Below are 26,064 nucleotides of genomic sequence, written 5' to 3'. Positions count from 1 at the left end.
CGTTAGTTAATTATGTTGGTAATGTATTTCTCTATGACTAGTGCTGTTGTTCCGAGCTGTTGTGCTCTTTTGTTTAAATGGGAAATGCTCAGCGTGGTCTTTTTTGCAATCTTTGGAATGCTATATTCATTAATTGCAACTTGAATGTGCGGAGCTAGGATATCTCCAATTTCTGCACCTCGGCCACTTATGATAATTTTATTTGGGTTTAGAATATGTATCAGGGTTGATATTCCTTTGCCAAGTAAATATCCAATTTTCCCAATGTTATTAATCGCTACCTGATCTCCGATTTGAGCAGCTTCTATTAGGGCGTCAATTTTGTTGATATATTCTTTAGCAAGTTTATCATAAATAGAATATTCGCCATTTTTTATATCTCGCTCAATATTCCGAACAGCAGCACTAATAGAGGCTTCCACCTCTAAACACCCCCTTTTTCCACATGAACATAATGTCAGCGTATCTGATAGAGGAATATGGCTGAATTCACCGGCATAACCCGAAGTTCCCTTAAAAATATCATCGTTGATCAAAATACCCAAACCAACGCCCCAGTTGAGATTGATCACTAGTGAATGGGATGATCCTTGCGCATCGCCAAACTTACGTTCGGCTAAGGCAATACAACGTGAGTCATTATCAATAATCGTTGGGAGACTGAATTTCTGTTTGACTAATTTCCGGATATTATATAGAGGGGACTCTTCATGATAGGATTCATTGAGTCCTGTATCAGAATCAACAAAACCTGGCATGCTTATTCCGATACCGATCACCTGGTCCATTACGATTTGGGTGGTAGAAATGAATTTGTCTAAAGCCTCCAAAATAGCATCTGTAGCATTTCTATCCCGAAGATCTATTGGAATATTGTTGTGCGAAGAAATGATCTCAGCTTTAAGATTTGAAGAAGATATGGAAGTATAAAATTGATCAATTGCTATGCTGATAATGCTATACTTTAGATCTTCATTGATCATATATTGTATAGCTTTTCTTCCGCCTGTAGACGCAGCATAACCTTTCTCGACAATAACTTTTTTTGTCAAAAGTGTATTAATCTGCTTGGTGACAGAAGGGATGCTTTTGGACAAAGAACTTGCAATATCTGCAATCGGTTGCATCGGTCTGTAGTACAAAATTCGTAAAATTTCGCCGCCCATAATTTAGTTCGATTGGATTAGTAAATTGTTAGTTTCTTTAGTTTATTAATGGCCGGCAATATTATTATCAATGTCGACGCAGTTTTTCATAGTCTTGGCTTATGTACGAGTCATATGTTATCCATTACATAAGCTTTATATGTTAAAGATAAATACTGTTTGTGTTAAGTTCAAAATTCTTTTTAAAATTTTTAAAAAGAATTTAATAATAATGTGTTTTGGAAACAAAAGAAGCCTCTTTTCGTTTATATGCAATGAAAGATTTGATAGGGATTGTAACAAAGTCGCTATAGTTTTAATCGTAACCGATTAGGAAAAAGTATAGTATAAAGAGCGAAAGGCTGTGATAATATCATTGATTTTGGATATTTTGAAAAAGAAGATAATTGGAAATCTAGGTTTTATAACGTGTCTGGAGTCAAAATAAAAATAGCCTGGGATGATCTCAGGCTATTTTAAAAAGAATAATTTGTCGTGTTTAATATGCCTAGCGGTTAGATCAGCTATTTAACATCCCAAAATATTTTAGTTGTTCTCGTATCCTTAGCTTTTACAGCATCATAATTTGAGCTGTTGTTCGAAATTTCTGCGGTTGGGTACAACAATCGTTTTGGAGGATTTGCATAGTTGGCGAGTCCAGCAACTGGGTAGGTCAACATCGGATATCCTGTGCGTCTTAACTCAGCCCAAGCTTGTTGTGCCTGTAGAAAACCATAGTGCAACCATTTTTGTGTCCATATCAATTCTAGATTCTTTGCTTGCGTGCTTGAAAATGCAATAGTCGATTTGTCTACAAAGTTATTGATAACATCGTCATCTGGTTTCCTCTCAGTTTTCAATCCAGAAGTATTTAGATTATTTAAATAATAATAGAAAGAGACGGATTGTTTAATCGCTATATCATAAGCAGTTTTTGCTGCAGAGCTAGTCCCCCATCTTAATAAAGCTTCTGCTTTGTTAAAGTTTGTCTCAGAGGCAGTAATGATAATTCCAGGTAATGCATTGTTATCGAAAATAGTAGCCGAATCCAATACGGAGTAATCTTGATAATTTTTCTCCATATCCGCAGAAGTAAAGGTAATAGGCATTGCTTTATACTCCTTGTTTTGTACAAACTTACCATTTACTGTTTTTCCAAATTTATCATAAAGAACAGGAATTCGAGGGTCATTTGAAGGTAACATGACCTTATTCAGCATGTGATCTGTAGCGAATTGATTGGGACCTTCGATCAAAGCCTGTCTCAATGTCCCGGTATAGTTTGTTAACGGTTGTAATAAGATGTCTTCATTTCTCGGGTTGTAGTTTGCCGTTGCACTACCATCTGCTAATGGATATTCTGCCGGATTGTTTAGCATCTCAAGTACTTCAGTTCTTGCTTTTGCTTCATCCACAAAAGAAATACGCATTAACAATCTAAGTCTAAGTGAGTTTGCATATTTACGCCATTTGTCTACGTTACCACTATTAAGAATATCATATTTCGAAAAATCAGGGTTGGTTGTTGCAGTAGACAGATAAGTGTTTATATTTTTCAATTCACTGATAAATTGGTAATATAATTCTTTTTGAGCATCAAATTTTGGTTTAATGATTGTACTTGTTGTCGGTAAGCTACCTGCTTCACTATAGGGAATATCACCAAAGTTGTCAATAAGTTTCGAAGCTTCATCAAATAATACAATTTTACCGGTTTGGATAAAGATTTCTTTGCTGGATTTTTCCGTTTCTGGAAGTTCGGAATATGCTTTTTCCATACTACGTGTTACGCCTAATACCCCTGGTGCATAGAAGTCAGTCCAATAAGCATACGAGTAGCTGTCATTGGGTTGATACATCGTATTTGAAGGATAAAACGAAGCTGTTTGTGTATAGATAGCTTGATTTGATAGAATAAATGTACGATAATGGTAATATGCCGGTCTTACACGGTCATTATTTAAAATCTCGGTAAAAAAAGCTGGAATATTAGCTTTTGTTGAGGCATCTGGGTTTTGAAACTTGTCATCAAGTTGTGATTTACAGCCTACTATTGTTGATAGGGCTGAGATCAGAGTAAATATAGAAAGAAAAGTTTTTTTCATGATTCTTTGGGGTAAAAAATTAAAAATTAGCATTCAATGAGAAACCGAAACTTCTAGTTGCTGCAGATGAACCAACGTCCACTCCTTGTGCCCACCATTTATTTCCTACTGGAGCCTCTGGATCAAGATTCTTCAATGTGCGGTAAAAATAAAATAAATTTCTACCGAGCAATGAGACTTTTAGATTGTTAATTTTAAGCCTTTTTGTAAAACTATCAGGAATCCGGTAACCGATGGATAATTCTCTTAGTTTAATGAAGTTATTGTCATATACTGCGCCTTTTTCAGACCAAGAATCTGCACCCCAACCAAACGTATTCATGTAATACTCTGCGGCACTTAAGTGTACGTCATTCGTTTCCCCTGTGTTAGTATTTACTCCTGGTAATGTGACTCCTGTTTCGCGGTAAGGCAATGTGTTTTCATATAAACCAGCACTCATACCATATTTAAGATTTTCAGAAACCATTTTACCTCCAAAACGATAATCAGCTGTGAAGTCTAACATGAAGTTCTTGTAGGTAAATGTATTTGTCCAACCGCCGATAGCTTTTGGCATAATGTTTCCGGCAAATTTGTATTTTGTTTTGTCTATTACATAAAATCCTTCGTCTGAAATCAGGTTATTACCATTTGGATCTTTGGCAATATCATAAACATAAATATTGCCTAATTTCTCACCCTCTCTGGCTGTGATTTTTAAAGAATTTTCATCCGCAGAATAGAATACTAATTCTTCAACACCAGGAGCTAAAGTTTTGACAGTTGATTTATTAAACGAATAATTTAGTCTTGAATTCCATGTGAAATTATCATTTTGGATTGGTGTACCATTGATGGAGAGTTCTAATCCATTGTTAGCTATTTTTCCGATATTCAAAATTTGAGAAGTAGCACCTGTTGAAGCGGGTGTTGTCAGACCAAGGATTTGATCGTCAATATAATTGTTGTAATAACTTGCATCCAATCCTAGTCTATTTTTTAAGAACTTCAGTTCTAGACCTATCTCAACCTCATATTTACGTTCGGGTCTCAAGTTTAGATTTCCATAATTGTTTTTATAGGTTAATGATGGAACAGCCCCATTGATAGTCAATAATGGATTCTGGTTGTATGCAATATTTGCCTCATAGATGGCAGCATCATTACCCACAATACCGTAAGAAGCGCGTAGTTTACCATATGAGAATTTATCCGACTTGATATCAAACGCATCACTAAAAATAAAGCTTCCACTAACGGAGCCATAACGATAGTTATTGTTGGAGGTAGGCAATGTAGACGAATACTCCGAACGATAGGTACCGTCTAAATAGGCAAATCCTTTATATCCAATGTTCAGGGAGCCAAAATAGGCATATTTTAGCATCTCCTTTCTAGTGTTCGATGTAGTCGCTTGTGCATAACTGTTGCTTAAGCTGAACCAGTTTTCAGTAACAAGCCCACCTGCCGTACTTGAAGATTGGTCATCATAGCTTTCCGACCTTGATTGGAAACCTACACTAGCTGTATAGTCAATATCTGCATTGATTTTGTTACTATAAGTCGCCATAACATCACCGTAAAGGATTGAATAAGCTCCTTTAGAGGTTGCGAACCCTCCAGAACTACTTGTTGTTGAGTTATAGGCGGTGGCGTACTCGTTGTATTGCTTGTTAGTACTTGTTGCAGAAGTAAAGTCATTACCAATTCTTCCACGAAGTTTTAGGTGGTTCACAACATCCCAGTTTAAAGTAGCACTGGTTAAGATTCTGTTTTCAGTTTCGTCATAACTATTTTTGTATTGATTCCAAAAATAGTCTAAAAGATTAGAGGCTCGCATGGTGTATTTAAAGTCCTCAGGACGCCCTGTTCCAAATTTGGAATATTTATAACCATCGGTGGTATGATAAGCATTTTTCATTGCGGACATGTCCTCCGTTCTGCTGAAAAATCCGTCAAAGCTTCCAAGAACTTGACCTAATAAATATGTTCTATTATGCGTATTGGTATTGATGAAGTTTGCAACGATATCCGTTGATAATTTATCACTAAGTTTAACCGTACTATTTAGGTTAAATGTATTTCTGTTTTGTTTACTGCCAGGACTTGTACTTTTATAATCCATTCTTGTGGCACTCAAACGATAGTTGATTTTGTCTGTTTGATTTGAAATGCCAACATTGATATTAGAATTGTACCCTTTGTCAAAAACATCATAATAGTTGTTTTCACGAGCCTTGTATTGGCGTACTTGCCCGTCCCACCACAATACATCTTCACCAGTGAATTTTGGCCCAAAACTTCCATATGATCTGTAATAAGGCCTTCTTCCTGATGGGGAATTTGCATCTGGAAACCATCCTTCAGCTGTGGCACCATTTGCGATATTGGTTGCCTCGTCATAGCCAGGACCATAGATATTTTGAAATTTTGGTAAGAAAGCCGCTCTTTCAATAGATCCATTATAATTGAAGTCAATTCCAAGGCCTCTGCCTTTAATACCTTTTTTTGTGGTGATAACGATAACGCCACTTGCAGCATCTGATCCATATAATGCACTGGCGGCCGCACCTTTTAAGATAGATATATTGTCAATGTCAGCAGGGTTAATATCTAACATACCATTCCCTCTAATGCGTTGGTCATCCCAATAATTATTGTTGTTGGACCCAGTGGCACCACCTTGTTGGTCATTACGGATAATAATACCGTCAACGACATATAGTGGTTGACGTTGGTAATTTAAAGAATTGATACCACGAATCTGTACGTTAACAGCACTGGCAGACCCTCCTGGTGCAGTAGTAATTTTTACTCCAGGTGCCTTACCGTAAAGTGCGGATCCAAAGTTCGTATTGCCCGCTTTCGTAATTTCTTCTGCTTTGATATTGCTCACTGCATATCCGAGTGCTTTGGTCTCGCGTTTGATACCCATAGCCGTCACGACAACTTCATCTAAAGCCGCAGCGTCTTCATTGAGGGATACTTTAATCGTTTTAGCTGAAGTCACTGTAATTTCTTGCGCTTGGTATCCGACAATAGAAATACGTAATACCTCTCCCGGGGATGCTTGAATGGTAAATATACCGCTTGAGTTTGTTTGCGTACCTTTTGAAGTGCCTTTAACAGAGACTGTTGCGCCAGAGATAGGACCCTTAGCATCAGTGACCGTCCCCGTAATGGTTTGTTGTGCATAAAGCGAGGTAGCGGTAAATAGCGTACATAGTGCTAAACCTCCTGCTTTTTTGTAAAATAGACTCATTTTTTAATGATTAGTATGACAATAAAGTTGTGATTAATCTGAAGGATTATTTTGTTAAAATCTTATTAATATAGTTTTCGACCACTATGGCAGCGGTTCCTTTGATCTGTGCCTGTTTGTTTAGCGCTGACATCTGAATATGTGTCGTTTTTGCAATCTCTGGAATACAAAACTCATTGATGGCAATCTGGATCTGAGGATTCAGGATACGGCCCAATTCGGCTCCTCTGCCACTTACGATAATCTGTTTTGGATTGAGGATGTGGATGAGTGTTGAGATACCTTTACCCAGCATATAGCCAATTTTACCAAGATTATTGATGGCAATCTGATCGCCTACATTGGATGCTTCGATCAATGCATCTATTTTATTTAGATTACTTTTGACCAACGTACTGTAGATCGAATATTCGTTTTTTTGTATATCGTTTTCCGTATTACGGATCGCCGCATTTAGGGATGCTTCGACTTCCAGACAGCCTCTTTTTCCACAAGAACAGAGGGTGTTATTATCAGAGAGTGGAATATGGCTGAATTCTCCAGCAAACCCAGACTCGCCCTTGAAAACTGTGCCATTGATAATAATGCCTAATCCTACACCCCAATTTAGATTAATGATCAGTGAATGTTCAACATCTTTGGCCAAGCCAAATTCTTTTTCGGCAATGGCTATACAGCGCGAATCATTCTCAATGACCGTAGCAATTTGATAAGCAGCCTCGATGCTTCCCTTAATTTTGTACAAGGGGTGGTTGTAAGTATAGGATTCATTGACACCAAGCTCTGAGTTGACAAACCCTGGCATGCTTAAGCCAATACCAATGATCTTGTCTTTCTCAACAGCTGACGCTTGCAAAAGTCTTTCAATCTCATTTAATAATAGGTCAGATGAATTACTGGATTTTAATTCTAATGGAATGTCCCTATGTTCCAGTAGCGCATGATGATTCAGATCCGTTAACGTAAAGGTAGAAAAATGCTGATCAGCGGAAATTGTCAAAATATAAAAATCCAACGCCGGGTTGATCGCAAATTGAATCGGACGCCTACCTCCAGTAGATTCCGCAAAACCACATTCAATGATTATTTTCTCCTCCAAGAGACGATTAATAACCTTCGTAATGGAAGGTGTGCTCTTCGCGAGTTTCTTAACCAACTCTGCTATGGAGAGAGCTGAATCAAAATAAAGGTTCTTCAATATTTCTTTTTCCATCTGTTTAAGTGGTTTCTTAAAAGTTGGTTAAACTTTTGTTAAAGATATGTTAAAAAGAACGTAAGTTCCAAATACTTTTTAAAAATATTAAAAAAGTACAGCTGATAACCATGTTGTTAATCATGTGTTCGTGAAGAATTTTGGATAATAATTCCTGTTTATGCTTTTGTTTTATAGATTCCGCATAAAAATGAATAGGGAATACTTATATTTACGCTATAATCATTTTATCTTATTATGAAACAACGCTATTATTCCTTGGATGTATTTCGTGGAGCGACTGTGGCCCTGATGATTATGGTGAATAATCCGGGTACATGGGCACATATGTTTGCTCCGCTAAAACATGCATCCTGGCATGGTTGCTCACCAACTGACCTAGTTTTTCCATTTTTTTTGTTTGCAGTAGGTAATGCCATGTCTTTTGTCATTCCCCGTTTGCAGGAAGCAGGGCCAGCCATCTTCTGGAAAAAAGTACTTAAGCGTACGGTTTTGATCTTTGCAATAGGGCTTTTTATAAACTGGTGGCCTTTTGTGAAATGGGAGGGGGCCGAACTAGTTTTTAAACAATGGGTGGATACGAGTGATCCCAGTCGTGGAATCCGCATTTTTGGTGTCCTGCAACGGATTGCTGTAGCCTATTGTTTAGCTTCTATCTTGGCTTACTACTTTAAGGAAAAGACAATTATCTGGATCTCAACAATCATGCTATTGGGCTATTGGCTTATATGTGCTCTTGCTGGTGGGACGGATCCCTATAGTCTGGAAGGCTGGTTCGGTACAAAATATGATATGGCTATCCTGGGGCTTCCGCATCTGTATAAAGGAGAGGGGGTGCCATTTGATCCAGAAGGTTTGATGAGTACGCTGCCAACTGTTGTGCAGGTTGCCTTTGGTTATTTGGTCGGCGTATTTATAAAAAAACAGGGCCAGGTAGACTGGTTATGGTCCAAAGTGCCAGCATCGCATGAACCGCACTTTAAATTGCTTTCAGGTATGTTTGTCACTGGATTTATCTTGCTTGTATTAGCCTGGATCTGGGCATTGGGATTTCCGATCAATAAAAAGATATGGACAAGTTCCTATGTGCTGTATACAACCGGGCTGGCTACAATGACGCTTGGTGGTATGATTTGGTTTATTGAAGTACAAGGTGTCAAAAATAAATTGACCAAGTTTTTTGATGTTTTCGGTAAGAATCCGCTGTTTATATTTGTATTGAGTGGTATTCTACCACGATTCTTGGGGCTATTCCGGATTCCTGATGGCTTGAAGGAAGACGGAAGTCAAAAATATATTGATGCTTTTGCCTGGTTCTATAAATATATTTGTGCTAAAATCCCGGGAACACCTGAAATTGGGTCATTTGTATATTCCCTGTGTTTTTTGGCATTGATGTGGGGAATTTGTTATTGGCTGGATAAGAAGAGGATCTATGTGAAAGTGTAGCGTGGGTACCTTGTCTGACATTTGCGAATTCAAAAGTTTTTACTACCTTTGCAGGCAATTAATAGATTTTTAACGCTTTAATATTATTCAAGAAATGTATTTAAGTAAAGAGTACAAAGCTGGGATCTTCGCAGAATTCGCTGGATCAGCTACCAACACTGGATCTACAGAAGGTCAAGTTGCTTTATTCACAAAAAGAATTGCTCACTTAACTGAGCACTTGAAAAAAAACAGAAAAGACTTCGGTACACAACGTGCCCTACAAAAACTTGTAGGTAAACGTCGTTCTTTGTTGGCTTATTTGTACAAAACTGATATTGAAAGATACCGTGCTATCATCAAAGGCTTAGGCTTGCGTGATATCATCAAATAAGCTTTTAATAAGAATTTTGAAAGCCATCCAAATCTTTGGGTGGCTTTTTTGTTTGATGAAATATCTCGTTTATGTCTCACACATCTATGATCGTGCCCTTCATAACTGTCGTCAAACCTGTATCTTGCCCAAGTGCAGACTGTCTGTATTACCTCCACCATAGCTCTCTACAAAAAATAGATACACTTCATAAGTCGCTTCCTTTCTGTGTGCTGGAATATTAAGATGTTGTTTGCCAGCTATTAATCGGTTTTTTGAGTCGTTCATCAAAAGTGGATATTCAGCCCCACTATCCGCTGCGTTATACAGGATTAAGAAGGAATCGTAAGACCTCGTGTCAAACTTCTTCTCCAGATAGGTATCATATTCCCAAGTTACCTGAAGCACTCGGTCTTCTTGATCGAAATCCATCGTATAGGAAGTGATGGGGTTGGGACTTCCTTTGGCAACCATAAATTTCTGCCAGTTTACCACAAAACCGTCTTCTTTCTGGATAAGTGCTTCGTTTAGATTATAAGACATCGCAACATCATATGCCCGCTTTGGGTAACTATATGCCTTATAACCTATCTTGATGATCGGATTTAATAGGCTAATATGCGACCTCACAATTTTGAAGCGTGTTCTACTAAGCAGCTGTTCAGGAGTGGGCTCCCGCTTTTTAACACGAGGGAGTGAACGTACATAATTTCCTGTTTTCGTCAACACAAACACAACGGAGCCTGCTTTCCCGGAAACAGCCCCATTAACGCCATTTTTGATGATTGCCATAATAGCTTGATTATAAAATAGATAATCAAGATAGAGATTAAATCTGAAACATCCTAGCACCAAATTATACCGAAAAACAATTTTCAATCAATTTTTAGACAGTAATCAATCAATGATTATTCAGTTGGTACTGAACTATCACTGAGCAAGCACTGAACGAACACTGAATAAGCACTGTCTAAAAGTATAATTTGATCACTAGTTGATCTTCATGTGTTGTCCCTAAAAATTAAAGGGGAAAAAAGGAAGGAGCTAAGTTTGTGTAACAAGAATACCCAAATTTGAATCACCATTTCTGTCATGATAGGTTCATCTGTTGATATGGTTTATATTAAAAGAACCTAGGTTCGAATCTTTTCTGGATTGGCCGTTGTTGTTCGGGAAATGTTCCAAAAAATAGGATCTAAAAAAGTCTCCGAAGGTGCTTTTTTAGGTGCAGATTTCCAAAGAATGCTGGCAGGATGCTTCACTCTCTGTGGCCTAAGTATTCGCTTTGCATATTTAACCTGCCGTTAATTGCAGTAATCTTAATATTTTAGTTTACCTTTGTGCTGAAATTAAACGTATTTAAAATATTGGTACGCTGCCAACAAGATGAAAAGCGTGCTACAAAAACGATTAAATGAATTACAACGAAATTAAAACAACTATCGATATGGGTAATGGCACCCAGATCGAATTGTCGACAGGGAAATTAGCTAAACAAGCTGATGGAGCTGTTGTATTGAAACAGGGGGACACGATGTTATTGGCCACTGTTGTTTCTGCTAAAGAAGCTAAAGCAGGAGTTGATTTCTTACCTCTTTCTGTTGATTATCAGGAGAAATATGCAGCTACAGGTCGTATTCCTGGTGGCTTCCTGCGTCGTGAAGCACGATTGTCAGACTATGAGGTATTGATTTCCCGTTTAGTGGATCGTGCATTACGCCCTTTATTCCCAGAAAATTATCACGCAGACACACAAGTACAAATTAGCTTGATCTCTGCGGATAAAGATATTATGCCTGATGCTTTGGCCGGCTTGGCAGCATCTGCTGCAATTGCAGTTTCAGATATTCCTTTCAATGGACCTATTTCTGAGGTTCGTGTGGCAAAGATTGACGGCCAATTGGTCATAAATCCGAAATTGTCCGAACTTGAGAATGCAAGCCTAGAATTTATCGTGGCTGGTTCAGCACAAGATATTGGCATGGTTGAAGGGGAAGCAAAAGAAATTTCCGAAACTGAGATGGTGGAAGCTATTGCTTTTGCACACGAGGCAATCAAAAAACAAATCGCTGCCCAAGTTGAATTGGCAAATCTGGTCGGTAAAACGGTGAAACGTGAGTATAATCACGAACCTGAAAATCTTGAGCTGAGAGATGCGATTTTTGCAGCTACTTATGATAAAGTATACGCGGTTGCAAAGTCGGCTTCAGCCAAACACGAACGTTCTGAAAACTTTGCGAAGATTGCGGAAGAGTATCGTGCAACAATGCCAGAAGAACTGGATGATGACACCGCATTTTTGTTTAAAAAATATTTCCACGACGTACAATATGATGCGGTTCGTAACCTTGTGTTGGATGAAGGTATTCGTTTGGATGGTCGCGATGTACGCACCGTGCGTCCAATCTGGTCTGAAGTAGATTATTTGCCAGCGGCACATGGCTCCGCTGTATTTACGCGTGGTGAAACACAGTCATTGACTTCAGTTACATTAGGTGCTAAAGACGATGAGCAAATGATCGATGGTGCTTTTATCAACGGTTATAACAAATTTATCCTTCACTATAATTTCCCTGCATTCTCTACAGGCGAAGTAAGACCAAATAGAGGCCCTGGCCGACGTGAAGTTGGGCACGGTAACTTGGCGATGCGTTCATTGAAACAGGTATTGCCTCCAGATGCTGAAAACCCATACACGATACGTGTGGTATCTGATATCTTGGAATCGAATGGTTCGTCCTCGATGGCGACCGTATGTGCTGGTACATTGGCTCTTTTAGATGCTGGTGTAAAATTGAAAGCTCCGGTTTCTGGTATTGCGATGGGATTGATTTCTGATGAGAAAAGCGGTAAATATGCCATCTTATCAGATATCTTGGGAGATGAAGATCATTTAGGTGACATGGACTTTAAAGTAACCGGTACTGAAAAAGGGATTGTTGCTTGTCAGATGGACTTAAAGATCAATGGTTTGAAATGGGAAGTCTTAACGCAAGCTTTGGACCAAGCCAAAGAAGCGCGTTTACATATCCTGGGTGAAATGAAGAAAACCATTTCTGCTCCTCGTGAAGATTACAAACCACATGCCCCTCGTATCGTTCAGTTGCTGATTGATAAGGAATTTATCGGTGCCGTAATTGGCCCAGGCGGTAAGATCATTCAAGAAATGCAACGCGAGACGGGTGCGACTATTTCTATTGAAGAAGTTGACAACAAAGGTGTTGTTCAGGTGTTTGCGGACAATAAAGCAGCAATCGATGATGCGGTAGGTCGTATCAAGGCAATTGCTTCTAAACCTGAAATTGGAGAAATCTATGAAGGAAAAGTGAAGTCAATCATGCCATTTGGTGCTTTCGTAGAGATCATGCCAGGTAAAGATGGTTTATTGCATATCTCTGAGATCGATTGGAAACGTCTTGAAACCATGGACGGTATTTTCAAAGAAGGCGATAAGGTCACTGTTAAATTACTGGATATCGATAAACAAGGAAAAATGAAGCTTTCTCGTAAAGTTTTGTTGCCACGTCCTCCAAAAGAAGATAAACCAAAGCAAGATAAGTCAGCTGGCGAAGCTCCCGTAGCTGGTGCTGGCCAGGAATAAGCTTATATTGAATTACTATAGAAAAGCCCGCTTAATGTGGGCTTTTTTTATGAGCATTCTTACTGAAGTCCGGTTCACACCTGTCGTTCAGCATACTGGGTTTTTGAATACTAAGTATTTTATCTATCTTAGGTTGAATAAACCTACAAATGATGACCTACAAATCACCTAGTGATCAAGAATTATTGCACCTGCTTAAGCAAGGGGATCAATATGCCTTGCAAGAGATTTATAAGCGATATCATGGTGTGTTATATAGTCATGCCTACAGACGGTATCCAGATAGGGAAGAGGTTCGTGATATCATTCAGGAAGTTTTTTTGCATATCTGGAATAATCGGGATCATCTCCATACTTCCATGCATTTATCGGCTTATCTATATACTTCCGTAAGAAATCGTATGCTCAATGTATTCCGTCATAAAAAGGTGAAGGAGCTGTACTTACGTTCTCTCCAGGATTTTATAGATAAGGGGGAAAATGTGATTGAGGCTCAATTACGTGAGAAAGAGCTGATTTGTTTGGTGGAACAGGAAGTCGCCCAATTGCCCAATCAAATGCGTATTATTTTCGAAATGAGCCGTAATCTCCATATGAGCCATCAGGAGATCGCGGCAGAACTGGACATCAGTCCGCATACTGTTCGTACCCAGGTAAGAAATGCACTCCGCATACTACGAGTTAAACTCGGAACCTATATCTTTTCAATCTTTTTTTAATTTTTTTTAAAATCATTTACCCCATATGTGCCGCATGCGTGTCTTAGAAGTATAACCAAGATAAACTTGAGAGGCTATCATGAGGAAGGCAAGCGCATTACTAAAGAAATATCAGGCAGGGGTGGCCAGTGAGGAAGAAAAGGCAATCGTGGAGAGCTGGTATCTCAAATATGAAACGAGGAAATCTGATCTCACAGCCGACGAATTGGTCAAGGAACAGGAACTTGGCCTGCGCCAGCTTCAACAGCGTATCCAAAAAAGGGAAACAAGCGTTGTCCGGTTCCGGCTGGTAGCAGCGGCAGCTGTTGTCGTGTTGGTTTTGGGAAGCCTGTTCTATTTTCAGGATACGCCTCAAAACATACAAACAGTCCATCAGCCAAAAAGAACGGCCCTAGATATTATACCTGGAGGAAATAAGGCCATCCTGACGCTTGCCAATGGACGTAAGATCAGTTTGACCGATGTTGCAGTTGGTGAAATATTCCAGGGGGCGGATGTCTACATAGAAAAAACGAAAGATGGACAGCTTGTCTATACTGCCAAAGGAAAGGCTGAAGGGGAGCCGAAAGGCTACCACAGTATTCAGACGCCGGTGGGCGGAGAATATCAAGTCAACTTGCCTGATGGAAGTAAGGTATGGCTCAATGCTACTTCCACATTACGTTTCCCCACACAGTTTGGCGATCGTGAACGTCGTGTGGAATTATTGGGAGAGGCCTATTTTGAAATTACCAAGGAAGCGCATGGAAACAGACGGGTGCCATTTACGGTCGTAAGTAATGGGCAGGAAGTTCGCGTATTGGGGACGGTTTTCAATATTAGTGCTTATCCTGATGATAACCAGACCCGTACGACTTTATTGAATGGGCTGGTCAAAGTTTCTTCCTTGGACAGCGGCGTTATGGCTAGATCTGTATTATTAAAACCTGGTCAGAAAGCAATAAAAAGAGGGAAGGAGATCGCCGTTTCGGATGCTGATATATATGAAGAGATGGCCTGGAAGAAAGGCTATTTCGTTTTTAACAATGAGAATATCAAGGTGATAATGAAAAAATTGGAGCGCTGGTATGACATGGATGTGGTTTATCAGGGTGATATGTCTGATGTTGCTTTTCAAGGTAACTATTCGCGGGAGCGAAGCTTATCCAATCTTTTAAAAAGTATAGCGTTAACCAATCAAGTTAAATTTAAAATTGAAGGAAGGAGGGTATTCGTTTTAAAACAGCCAACAGAATAATCTACACCAGTTGGGGTAGACTAAAGATGAAACAAGCTTATCAAAACCGAGGGTGTTGGAAGCGCCCCCGGTTGACCAGCCATTGCGTGCTGTAAGGATAGCTTAAACATTGATTTGAACAAAACCATTTATTAAAAAATCCTAACCAAATGTACAAAAATTATGCTGCATTTATAAATGCACAACAGTATCGATATGCCTTTAAATTTCTCCTAATCATGAAATTTAGTTTTATTTTTTTGTTGTTTTCCCTGCAGACATATGCACTGACCTTTGCGCAAAGGGTAAACATCCATGTAAGTAATGCTTCTATCAAGGAAGTGTTTTATCAGCTAACGGAGCAGACCGGCAGAAATTTTATCGCCGATGCAAAGCTGGTAAAACATTTGTCACCCATTAATCTACAGATCAAAGATCGGCCACTGAATGAGGTATTGGTGCAATGCTTTGGTGGTCAACAGATCGATGTGCTCATCAATGAAGAATACAATACCGTTGTCATACGCGAAAAGAAACGAAAGGAGGCCCCACTACAGCAAGACCTGATGATCAGAGGAAATGTAATGAATGAACATCAGGAGCCATTGCAGGGGGTCAGTATCAAGATCAAAGGGCAGCAACAAACTGCGGTTTCAGATGTACATGGAAATTATCAGATCGAGGTCCCCAATCGCAATGTGTTTCTGGTCTTTACTTATATCGGCTATCACCAACAGGAGAAGGCATTGACTGCGGGCAATAAGCTCGATGTGGTGCTTCGTATACAGGAAGCCGAGCTTGATGAAATTGTGGTTGTTGGTTATGGACAACAGAAAAAGACAAATTTAACGGGCTCCATCACGACGGTAGAATCCAAAGAACTTGTCAAGCGGCCTGCACCAAATACCGCCTTGCTGCTGCAGGGGAAGGTTCCCGGACTTCAGGTTGTTCAGAATTCTGCGCAGCCTGGAAAAGAAAATGCATCGATTCAGGTGCATGGTGTAGGGACTTTCAGTGCTGCGGGCAATGAACCCTTGGTGATTATTGATGGCGTGCAGGGGTCTCTTGCGAGTTTGAACCCGAATATGATTGAAAATATCACAGTGCTGAAAGATGCTGCCTCAGCTGCTATTTATGGTGTTCAAGGAGCAAATGGGGTTATTTTGGTGACCACGAAAAATGGCGTTAAAGGAAGGCTGAATATTGAGTACTCCTATAACTACGGAATTCAAAAACCTTCCGGAATTCCCGATTTGATATGGAACTCCACTGAATTTATGGAGTTAAGCAACGAAGGAATCAATAGAACGGGACAAAATATCAGTAAATTATATTCACAAGAGCAGATTGATGCCTATAAGCATGGTGCGGGATCTCCACAGTTTCCAAATACCAATTGGGTGGACTTAATGTTTAAGAATGCCAATATGCAACAACATTTTTTAAGTATAAATGGTGGCGAAGGGAAAACAACCTATAATTTTGGTTTAGGTTATCTGGACCAAGATGGTATTTTGATCAATACCGGCTACAAAAAATACAATGCTTCATTGAATTTAAAAACCCAGATGGGCAAGGTGGTAACCTTTGGAACCAATATTAATCTGATACAGGGCGATCGGTTAGATCCTGTGGACAATGCGGAAAACCTTGTGCTGAGTATTTATGCGCAGCATCCTTTATGGTCTCCTTATTTGCCGGATGGCAGTGGTCGGGTAAGCAGCAAAGCTTACGACTTTGAATCAACCAATCAGAATGCCTATGCGGTTATGCAGACCAGCAAAGATAAGAATAAGGAATACGGTGTTTCGGCAATCAGTTACCTGAATTTTAATATTGCCAAGGGCCTTACTGGTGAGATTCGTGGTGCTGCTCGTTTTAATACAGACAGGCAAACGGCCCAACGGGTACCTATCCCTACGTTTCTGTTTCAGCCAAACGCCAATGGGGTATACGGGCAGCAACAAAATTATTTAGGTACTTATATCACATTAAGAAAGACCCAGCAGCAGTTTGTCCATTATACGCTGTATTCTACCTTAACCTATGATGAGGTCTTTAACAATGTCCATCATATCACTGCATTGGCAGGCTATAATCAGGAAAATCATAATTACGAACAGCAATCAGGATTTCGGCGTGATTTTCCTTCTCCAGATCTGCCAGCGCTTGATGCGGGTGGTATAGAAGCTCAAACAGCAAATGGTTATGGTTATGAATGGGCATTACAATCATTTTTTGGGCGATTCAATTATGCGTATGATAACCGATATCTCCTAGAAGCAAGCCTGCGTTATGATGGTTCTTCTAAATTTAGAAAAACGAAACGTTGGGGACTGTTTCCTTCTATTTCTGCGGGATGGAGAGTTTCACAGGAGGAGTTTCTGAAAGATCAAAGCTGGCTTTCGGATTTAAAATTACGTGCATCATGGGGAAAGTTAGGAAATCAGAATATCGACAATTATCCTTACCAGAATTTGCTGGATTATGGAACCTATGTTTATGATAATGTAACCACGGGGCTAGTATACCAGAATTTGGTCGATACAGATATCAGCTGGGAAACAACGGAAGCGAGGGGCATAGGATTGGATTTTAGCCTTTTCAGCGGTAAACTGGTTGGAACCTTCGATTATTTTCATAAGGTTACCAAAGATATTCTTCGCAAAGCACAGGTGCCTGATTTTGTGGGATTGGGAGCCCCGACCGTAAATTCTGGTGAAATGAAAAATACGGGGTTTGAATTAAGCCTCAACCATAAGAATAAGATAGGCAACGTTAATTATACGATTGGTGCAAATTATTATTCTTACCGCAATGTTGTCACGAAATTTGGCCCTGATGAAATTCAGGGAAATAAAATCCGACGGGAAGGACTGCCTTGGAATTCCTGGTATATGCTGGACTGGATTGGTGTTTTTCAAAACCAGGAACAGCTTAATAATGCCCCTGTACATCAAAATAATCCGATTCCTGGTGACCTCATGTTTGCTGATCATAGTGGGGCAGATGGTATCCCGGATGGTAAAATTGATCCTTTCGACCGTATTGTAATCGATGGACAACATCCTTCATTTAATTATGGCTTTAATCTGGGAGCTGAATATAAGGACTTTGATATTTCTTTATTCTTTCAAGGGGTGGCTGGACGAAAGATCTATACCACAGATTGGGGCTATGGTGCCTTCAGACAATGGTCTCCGCCACCTACCTTTTGGCGCGACAGATGGACCCCGGATAATCCAACCAATAAATTGCCGGGCATGTATGTAGACCAGTACACACCTATCACTACGGCATCATCCTTTTGGTTGCAAAATGCTTCCTATCTGCGCCTGAAAAATTTGATGGTCGGCTATACTTTTCCGTCCCACCTTGTTAACAAACTAAAATTGCAGGGATTACGGGTTTATTTTTCGGGGGATAACCTATTCACGATCTCTGACTTTATTGGTGATCCTGAGCGGGTAATCGAAGATAACACGAGCGGGAGATTTGCTATTTATCCACAAGCCAATGTTTATTCTTTTGGCGTAAAAGTAACCTTTTAAATTAAACAATCATGCGTACAATAAATATAACCTGTAGATTAACCGCTGTGCTTGCAATCCTGTTGTTATGTCAAGCCTGCAAGGATGATTTCTTAGAAAAAAAGCCTATTGATAAACTGAGCAATGAGGTGTTTTGGAATTCCAAGGGAGATGCAACTTTGGCGCTTGCGGGATGCTATAGTTCCTTGCGTACACCAGCCTTTGCCATCGATGTCAGCTCATTTTCTTCCTTACAGCTGGAAGGCTTATCGGATAATGCCTATTGCAATTCAACAGGTGATAATTATACTTTAATCTCCAGAGGGGTGCTAAACTCTTCAACTGGGGGCATTCAGAAACGTGTATGGATAGATGCGTATAAAGGTATTGCCCAGACAAATTGGTTTTTAGGGAATATTGATCGGGTACCTAATCTGAGTACAGCAGAAAAAAATCTGATGTTGGGCGAAGCTTATTTTTTAAGAGCATTCTTCTATAATGAATTGACTATGCTCTATGGAGATGTTCCTTTAATTACTGAATCACTGGGTTTTGGTGAAGAGGTTTTTAAAACACCGAAGAGCAAAAAGGCAGATATTGTCAATAAGATTTTGAGTGACCTGGATTTTGCTGCGACGGCATTACCCAATACAGCGTATACCAATGGACACCCGGTCAGAGGTTCAGCATTGGCCCTAAAGGCCCGTATTTGTTTATATAATGAGCATTGGCAAGAAGCTGCAAATGCAGCAAAAACAATTATAGATGAAGGCCAATTTTCATTAGCGAGTAGTTATGACGGTATTTTTTGGGGCAAACAGGATAATAACCCGGAGATTATCTTTTCCATTAGAGCATTGAGTCCAAATGCTGTGCACAATATGGATTTGTTATATGGTTCGCGATTTTCGATGGTGCCAATACATAGTTTGGTTGATGCATATGAAATGCGTGACGGCTCAGCGCCAAAAGCACCTACTGTGCCATCGTTTTATGATCCAAATAATCGAATGCGGAATGACTTTTATCAAAATAGAGATCCTCGGCTTAAGCTAACGTTATTTACACCTGGTGATCCTTGGGCTTACAATACTACAATTGGTTTTAATAATGTGGATAAGGGCCGGGCAGAATCTCCTTCGGTCAATAATTTGGGGATTCGCAAATACATCAATCTGACGGTTAATGATGGTAATTCGGGGCTTTCAGGTAGTGATCAGGACCTGGTCAAGCTCCGTTATGCAGATGTGCTGCTGATGTATGCTGAGGCAATGACTGAACTGGGGCATGGCGTGACAACGGACGCTTTAGCATTGAAGGCGCTGAATGATGTTAGAGCAAGGCCCGGTGTCAATATGCCGCCCAAGAAAACGCTTACCCGAGAAATTGTACGCAATGAACGACGTGTTGAATTGGCCTTGGAAGGGCTGCGGTATTACGATATTAAAAGATGGCGACTTGCCAAAGGATTGATCAATGGTATGCGGGATCCAGGGAATGTGTTACGTGTATTTGAGGATAAGCATTATTTATGGCCAATTCCACAAGCTGAAGTCGATAAAATGGGAGCAGATTTTCAAAATCCGGATTATAGATAATTGATTATGCAGAATAAAATAGTGATCATAAGGATGGGCGTTTATTGTACTCTTGTCGTCATATTGGAATTGATGACTGTGATGCTTCAGGCCCAATCGCCACAAGATATTGCCCATACGCCTTTACTTCAGATAGATTATAAACGTCTAATTACCAGAGCTGACCTCCATTATAGCAAGCCTGTGAAGAAAAGTGAGGAAGGCCAGCCGATAGGGAATGGCCGGATGGGGAGTTTGGTGTGGACCAGTCCGGGGCAGATTAAAATGCAAATTAATCGTGTCGATGTCTTTAGCAATAATTCTAGATCGAATAATTTTTTTGAGCGCAATACCGAATATACCGGAGCTACGGCTTATGTTGATCTCGACTTTGGTGAACAGGTTTTTATCGAGCCTCATTATAGTCAGGAGCTGTCCTGTTATGAAGGGGTATCCACCATTCGTGGAAAAGAGGTGAAGGCGCAGGTGATGGCTTGGAATGAGCAAGATGTGATGCTGATGCAGGTAGAAGATCATCGGAAAGGACAGCAGGCGATCCTGGCCAATCTGCGAATGCTTCGTCTGCCATTAGTTGAACGGGGAAACCATAGCGCGGTATCGAAGCTTGAAAAAGTAGGCGATTATATTGTTCTTAAACAGGAGTTTCAGGAAGATGATTATTATTGTGCGTCTGCAGTTGTATTGGGGCTGACAGGAAGTCAAGCTGATGCAGAACAGGTAAACGAATCGACGCTGCGTTTAATAGTCAATGAAAATCGTAAGCCTTTTAGCGTTTTTATTGCCAGTGCAGCAACTTTTAACGCTAAAGAAGATGTCGTCCAGCTCGCTACCGATAAGTTAGTGGCAGCGCAGAAATTAGGCTATGAAAAGATCTATCAGTCTAACCGCATATGGTGGGCTGATTTTTGGAAACAATCTTATGTCAGTCTAACGAGTGCTGACGGAGAAGCTGATTATATCGAACAAAATTATACCTATTATCTGTACGTCATGGCATCAAGTTCCCGTGGAAAATATCCTACTAAGTTTAATGGTATGTTATGGGCTACTGGTGGGGATAGGCGACAATGGGGAAATGCATTCTGGGGAGCAAACCAAAGCTGTCTCTATAATGCGTTATTTGCGACTAACCATCTGGAGCTGTTGGATCCGTTGTTTAATATGTATTCTACTGTATACCCTACTTTTGAAGTGGCTGCTCGACAACAATGGGGGGCTAAAGGGATCTATATACCCGAAACCATGGGCTTCGATGGAGTGCCCGAATTGCCGGCAGCGATTGCGGAAGAAATGCGCAGCTTATATTTGATGCAAAAACCATGGAGGGAGCGATCGGCAAAGTTTATGGATTATGCCGAAACAAAACTACCTTTTTTGAGCCGATGGAACTGGAAGCACCTTGGGAAATGGCAAAAAGGTCGCTGGACCTATGTGGAGCGGGGCGATGGACCCTATGGTCCGGTCAATCATCTTTTTTCCCGTGGGGCCAAAATTGCCTATCAGTATTGGCAAAAATACGAGTATACACGCGATAAAAAGTGGCTGCGAGATAAGGCATATCCCATGTTGAAAGGCGTGGCTGAATTTTACCGTAATTTTCCAAATGTTAAACGGGAGCTGGATGGAAAATATCATATTTATCATATCAATGATAATGAGTCGATTTGGGGTGGTCACAACACCGCGGAAGAGATTTCATCGATGAGAGGTATTTTTCCGGTCGCTATTAAAGCTGCGGAAATTTTGGGTGTGGATAAGGAACTGCGGCCATTATGGCAGGAGTTTTTGAAGAACCTTGCCCCATTGACCACGAGTCACGATTATTCAGATATGCGGCAAGAAGCCGAAGTATGGGTCGGGTCTTTGCCGCCGACCAGTGCGGTCAGGGGAAATGGCAAAAGACTTCCTGATGGGAATACCATGCCAGTCTGGTTTTTTGATTTATGTAATCCGGGCGCAAATGAACAGGATTGGAAAATAGCAAATAGTACCTTTGATGGCTATTTCAAGGAAGGTATCAATAAGCAGGTTTATCCGTATGTATTGTCCAAATTACCTGTTGCGGGGGCCATTCTGGGCCGTGTGGACGCGGTCCGCTATCTATTGCCCAATCAACTTCGCCGAGCTCCGGAGCATGAAGTGATGCCTAATCGGATGGATGTAAGTGAAGGTTTTTATACCACGAATATTCAGCGTATAGGCCGTGCTGCAGAGGCGCTACAGGCTGCCTTATGTTTTAATAGCCCCGAATATCCTGGAGGTCCATCCATTGTCCGTGTTTTCCATGCCTGGCCCAAGGAGTGGAATGCTGCCTTTAATCTCCGTAGTAGAAATGGTTTTTTGGTCAGCTCAGCAATGAAACAAGGGCATATTGATTTTGTGGAGCTCCATGCACAGCAGGAGGGGACTTGTCTTTTACAAAACCCCTGGCTGGGTAAAAAAGCTATTGTTTTTCGGAATGGAAGGCATACCGGGCATCTCTCCGGTGAGCTTCTGAAGCTTCCAGCAAATAAAGGAGACCGTATTGTACTTGTACAGGAAGGGGGCGATCCAACGTGTTTCAGTTCAAAAGGGCAGGACTTATGAAAAAAATGATGATCTGGCTTTTTTTTCTTATTTCGACCTGCTTATTTGCACCCGTGCAGCTGCAGGGAAAGGTGAGGTTACCGGCTTTATTTACGGATGGTATGGTTCTGCAGCAGCGTCATTCGGTCGCTGTTTGGGGCTGGGCGGCTCCACATGAGGAAATTATCATTCATATGGGATGGACAAGTCAGCAGGCCGAAATCAGAGCAGATGATCAAGGAAATTGGCTGACCCATATTAGGACGCCAAGTGGGGGAGGTTCATACACGATGCAAGTAGAAGGTTCAAATACGGTCGAGATACACAATGTATTAATTGGTGAAGTGTGGATATGCTCTGGGCAGTCCAACATGGAGTTTCCTCTGGAGAATCAGGGGAAATGGAAAACAGGGGTTGTGAATCATGAAAGAGAAATAACACTGGCCTGTTACCCAAATATTCGTCTGTTTCATGTGCAGCATCATGCGGCACAGGCACCACAGCAGGACGTCACAGGAACTTGGACTGCTTGTTCACCCGAGACTGCTGGTTCATTTTCTGCTGTAGCTTATTATTTTGCCCGTAAACTCCATAAGGCCTTAGGTTATCCCATTGGTATTATTCATGCATCATGGGGGGGCACACCTGCAGAATCTTGGGTGAAAAAAGAAGTGTTAAGCGAGTCCGAGACTTTAAGACATCTGCTGGACAAGCAGCAGGAAGTGGCGTCTAGAAAGTCCAGTACCTTGTATAATGGTATGATTTCGCCTTTGATCCCTTTTACGGTAAAGGGATTTGTGTGGTACCAAGGAGAATCGAATTCAGATCGGGCAGAAGAATATAAAAAGTTGTTCCCGGCACTCATTGCAAATTGGAGAATGGACTGGAAGGAAAATCTACCTTTTTATTTTGTACAGATTGCACCACATGCCCAAAAGGGCCCTTTGATCAGAGAAGCACAGCTTATGACCCTAGGTCAGGTGGAAAATACAGGCATGGCCGTCATTACCGATGCGGCAGATTCATTGGATATCCATCCTAGAAATAAGCAGTTTCCTGGAGAAAGGCTTGCCTTGTGGGCCTTAGCAAATACCTATGGGCAAGAGATAACCTACTCAGGACCAATTTATCAGCGCATGAGAATTGAAGGGAATAAAATCAGGCTTTTCTTTGATCATGCTGATGGATTACAGGCTGACAAAGAACCTTTACGTGAATTTGTCATCTGTGGCGAGGATAAAGTTTTTGTTCGAGCCACTGCAAAGATTGAAAATAATACTATTTTGGTGTCAAATCAAATGATTGATAAACCTATTGCTGTGCGATTTGCCTGGAAAAATTTTCCACGACCTAATCTGTATAATCAAGCAGCCTTGCCGGCATCTCCTTTCCGTACAGACGCTTGGGATGATTAGGCATTACCGTACATATAAACTGTAAATTTTAACACATGAAAAACTTGAAATTTTCTAGAAGTGACTTATGGATTTGGATGATTTTAACCTGCATCTCATTACCTGCTCAGCTGCGGGGACAGACGATGGATGAAATGTGGGATAACCGTTCCACAGAGCAGGAGAGCAATAACGTCCAATGGTTTAAAGATGCTAAGTTTGGTCTGTTTATCCATTGGGGGCTTTACTCGCATTTAGCTGGAGAATGGAATGGGAAGCGCTATTATGGCAGTGGTGAATGGATTATGAACCAGGCTAAAATTCCGGTAAAATTATATGAGGAAGCAGCACGATCTTTTAATCCGGTGAATTTCAATGCGGAAGAATGGGCACAGTTGGCCAAAGATGCAGGAATAAAATATGTGGTGATCACGGCCAAACACCATGAAGGGTTTGCCATGTATGATTCAAAAGTAAGTACATTTGATATCGTTGATGCCACACCATATAAAAAGGATCCAATGAAAGCGCTTGCCACGGCTGTTGGGAAGCAAGGCATCCCCTTTGGGTTTTATTATTCGCAATTTCAGGATTGGCACGACCCGAATGGCGGAAAAAATACCTGGGATTTTGATGAAACTAAAAAAGATTATCAAAAATATTATCAGGAAAAAGCTATTCCGCAGCTTAAAGAGCTCATGACGAACTATGGCCCGCTAGGCATTGTATGGTTTGATACACCTGGGGGATTGACAAAGGAAGAAACCCAACGGTTTGTGGATGGCTTACGGAAATTGCAACCAAAGAGTTTATTTAGCAGCAGAGTGGGGCATGGCTTGGGGGATTATAAAGACTACGGTGATTCGGAAATGCCAGCACAACCTATAGCGGGCGCCTGGGAATCGATCTATACGCATAATGACTCCTGGGGGTATATCAAGCATGATCTGAACTTTAAGACTCCTGATGTCATCATTCACCTGTTGGCAGAAGCGGCATCCAAAGGCGGGAACCTGATGTTGAACGTCGGGCCTGATGGTACTGGAAGGATTCCGGAATATTCAGTTCAATTTTTGAGAGAAACAGGTAAATGGTTGAAGCAGAACGGGGAGAGTATTTATGGTAGCACGCAAGGACTTATTCCACAACAACCCTGGGGAGTGAGCACTTCTAAACCTGGTAAACAGTTTCTACACGTGTGGAATAGACCCCTGAATGGTAAATTACTAGTGCCTGAAATGGATGTTCATGTTACGAAGGTTTATGCCTTGGCAGGAGGGGAAGCAGTGAAATGGGAAAAGAGCGGTAAGGACATCGTGATTGAACTGCCTATTTTTGCTCCAAATGCCATCAATACAGTATTTGTAGTAGAATATACTGGAGCTTCACCGCGTTATGATGAGCAGGCACCGGTTACAATCTCCAGTCAATTTGCAGCAAATAATATCTATGCTGCCTCAGCTCAAACCGAGGGCAATGCCAGGATCGAAAGCTTAACGTATAGTCATTATTATGGTGATTGGAAACATACCACTTGTGTCGTTGGGATGAAGGATAGTAAGACTGATCAAGCGATATTCCACGTTCGGGTGACAGAACCTGGGGATTACCAGGTTGTGCTGGAATATGCCTGTGAACCGGGGAGTGCCAATCAGGAAGGTGTCCTGCAGGTGGAAGACAAAGCGTTTTTCTTCCGGACACTCCGGACCTCAAACTTCGACAAAAAATATCCACTACCTTTTATCAAGCACACGGTGGCGACCTTGACATTCGATCATGCTGGATCGTACCAGTTAAAAATCAAACCGCTGACCGGTAAAGAAGAACTGTTTAAACTCAAGGCTGTTCTTGTCAAACCCGTAGCGCGGTAAATTTGCATCGGCTTTAAGGAAGATAGGCATTGGTCGGGTTTTAACCATCATAAAAAAGGCTG

General features: G+C 40.8%; 15 protein-coding genes. 10 read left to right on the top strand and 5 right to left on the bottom strand.

Annotated features, from left to right (window positions below):
- Nucleotides 1-2 precede the first annotated feature (2 nt).
- The 4 genes from HX021_RS12055 to HX021_RS12040 all read right to left on the bottom strand — a co-directional run bounded on the left by HX021_RS12055 (nt 3) and on the right by HX021_RS12040 (nt 7,707).
- Nucleotides 3-1,127, bottom strand: coding sequence for an ROK family protein (locus HX021_RS12055; RefSeq protein WP_286590608.1), 1,125 nt, complete (start codon nt 1,125-1,127; stop codon nt 3-5).
- 542 nt (nt 1,128-1,669) lie between these two features.
- The gene (locus tag HX021_RS12050; RefSeq protein ID WP_286590607.1) at nt 1,670-3,250 is read right to left on the bottom strand and encodes a SusD/RagB family nutrient-binding outer membrane lipoprotein; all 1,581 of its coding nucleotides are present in this window, start codon (nt 3,248-3,250) and stop codon (nt 1,670-1,672) included.
- Nucleotides 3,251-3,269: 19 nt separating this feature from the next.
- Nucleotides 3,270-6,494, bottom strand: coding sequence for a SusC/RagA family TonB-linked outer membrane protein (locus HX021_RS12045; RefSeq protein WP_286590606.1), 3,225 nt, complete (start codon nt 6,492-6,494; stop codon nt 3,270-3,272).
- Between the two features lie 46 nt (nt 6,495-6,540).
- Complete coding sequence (locus HX021_RS12040) at nt 6,541-7,707, bottom strand: ROK family protein (RefSeq protein ID WP_286590605.1); 1,167 nt, start codon at nt 7,705-7,707, stop codon at nt 6,541-6,543.
- A 237-nt stretch (nt 7,708-7,944) separates the two neighbouring features.
- On the opposite strand from HX021_RS12040, the gene HX021_RS12035 reads away from it, so the two are divergent.
- Nucleotides 7,945-9,156 carry an acyltransferase family protein gene (locus HX021_RS12035; protein WP_286590604.1) on the top strand — a complete coding sequence of 404 codons (1,212 nt, stop codon included), beginning with the start codon at nt 7,945-7,947 and terminating at the stop codon, nt 9,154-9,156.
- Nucleotides 9,157-9,250: 94 nt separating this feature from the next.
- Nucleotides 9,251-9,529, top strand: coding sequence for a 30S ribosomal protein S15 (rpsO, locus tag HX021_RS12030; protein WP_286590603.1), 279 nt, complete (start codon nt 9,251-9,253; stop codon nt 9,527-9,529).
- A 111-nt stretch (nt 9,530-9,640) separates the two neighbouring features.
- Here the strand turns inward: rpsO and HX021_RS12025 are convergent, their stop codons facing one another.
- Nucleotides 9,641-10,300, bottom strand: coding sequence for a DUF6266 family protein (locus HX021_RS12025; protein WP_286590602.1), 660 nt, complete (start codon nt 10,298-10,300; stop codon nt 9,641-9,643).
- Nucleotides 10,301-10,922: 622 nt separating this feature from the next.
- Between HX021_RS12025 and pnp the strand changes: the two genes are divergently transcribed.
- The 8 genes from pnp (at nt 10,923) to HX021_RS11985 (ending at nt 26,002) form a co-directional block, all read left to right on the top strand.
- Entirely contained in the window at nt 10,923-13,109 is a 2,187-nt protein-coding gene (pnp, locus tag HX021_RS12020) for a polyribonucleotide nucleotidyltransferase (protein ID WP_286590601.1), read from the top strand.
- A 149-nt stretch (nt 13,110-13,258) separates the two neighbouring features.
- Entirely contained in the window at nt 13,259-13,828 is a 570-nt protein-coding gene (locus HX021_RS12015; RefSeq protein WP_286590600.1) for an RNA polymerase sigma factor, read from the top strand.
- Between the two features lie 79 nt (nt 13,829-13,907).
- The gene (locus HX021_RS12010) at nt 13,908-15,065 is read left to right on the top strand and encodes a FecR family protein (protein WP_286590599.1); all 1,158 of its coding nucleotides are present in this window, start codon (nt 13,908-13,910) and stop codon (nt 15,063-15,065) included.
- 218 nt (nt 15,066-15,283) lie between these two features.
- Complete coding sequence (locus HX021_RS12005; protein WP_286590598.1) at nt 15,284-18,595, top strand: SusC/RagA family TonB-linked outer membrane protein; 3,312 nt, start codon at nt 15,284-15,286, stop codon at nt 18,593-18,595.
- A gap of 11 nt (nt 18,596-18,606) precedes the next feature.
- The gene (locus tag HX021_RS12000) at nt 18,607-20,172 is read left to right on the top strand and encodes a RagB/SusD family nutrient uptake outer membrane protein (protein WP_286590597.1); all 1,566 of its coding nucleotides are present in this window, start codon (nt 18,607-18,609) and stop codon (nt 20,170-20,172) included.
- Nucleotides 20,173-20,178: 6 nt separating this feature from the next.
- On the top strand, nt 20,179-22,758 hold the full coding sequence (locus HX021_RS11995; protein WP_286590596.1) for a glycosyl hydrolase family 95 catalytic domain-containing protein: 2,580 nt from the start codon (nt 20,179-20,181) through the stop codon (nt 22,756-22,758).
- Nucleotides 22,755-24,152 carry a sialate O-acetylesterase gene (locus HX021_RS11990; protein ID WP_286590595.1) on the top strand — a complete coding sequence of 466 codons (1,398 nt, stop codon included), beginning with the start codon at nt 22,755-22,757 and terminating at the stop codon, nt 24,150-24,152. Before HX021_RS11995 ends, HX021_RS11990 begins: the two co-directional genes overlap by 4 nt.
- Nucleotides 24,153-24,187: 35 nt before the next feature.
- Nucleotides 24,188-26,002, top strand: coding sequence for an alpha-L-fucosidase (locus tag HX021_RS11985; protein WP_286590594.1), 1,815 nt, complete (start codon nt 24,188-24,190; stop codon nt 26,000-26,002).
- The last annotated feature ends 62 nt before the right edge of the window (nt 26,003-26,064 follow it).

The organism is Sphingobacterium sp. N143, assembly GCF_030325625.1.
GTDB lineage: Bacteria > Bacteroidota > Bacteroidia > Sphingobacteriales > Sphingobacteriaceae > Sphingobacterium.
Note: the sequence above shows the minus strand (reverse complement) of the source record. Positions and strands in the feature narration are given on the sequence as shown.